The organism is Escherichia sp. KCJ4928 (assembly GCF_004352695.1).
In the GTDB taxonomy this organism is placed as follows: domain Bacteria; phylum Pseudomonadota; class Gammaproteobacteria; order Enterobacterales; family Enterobacteriaceae; genus ECMA0423.
On sequence record NZ_SJWV01000784.1, the window covers coordinates 1 to 255 of the forward strand.

A 255-nucleotide genomic window follows, 5' to 3' on the forward strand; every position below is an offset into this window, starting at 1 on the left:
CACCACCAAACTCTGGCAGTACGTCAGTATATGATCCGACATCGTAAGCAATACCGTAGTTACGTCCGTAATCAATGCTACCAACATCAGCAAATCTCAGACCTGCAAATGCCAGACGGGTTTTATTCCCCGCGGAACCTTCAGATTCCGTTTTGTTACCAGAGAACTGGTATTCCCACTGACCAAATCCGGTCAGTTGATCATTAATCTGCGTTTCGCCTTTAAAGCCGAGACGAGCATAAGTCTGATCTCCGT

At 46.7% G+C, this 255-nt stretch carries 1 protein-coding gene; it reads right to left on the reverse strand.

Going from position 1 to position 255, the window contains the following annotated elements; genetic code table 11:
• On the reverse strand, positions 1 to 255 hold a 255-nt coding region (locus E0D98_RS26765; RefSeq protein ID WP_205713049.1), incomplete at both ends, for a porin.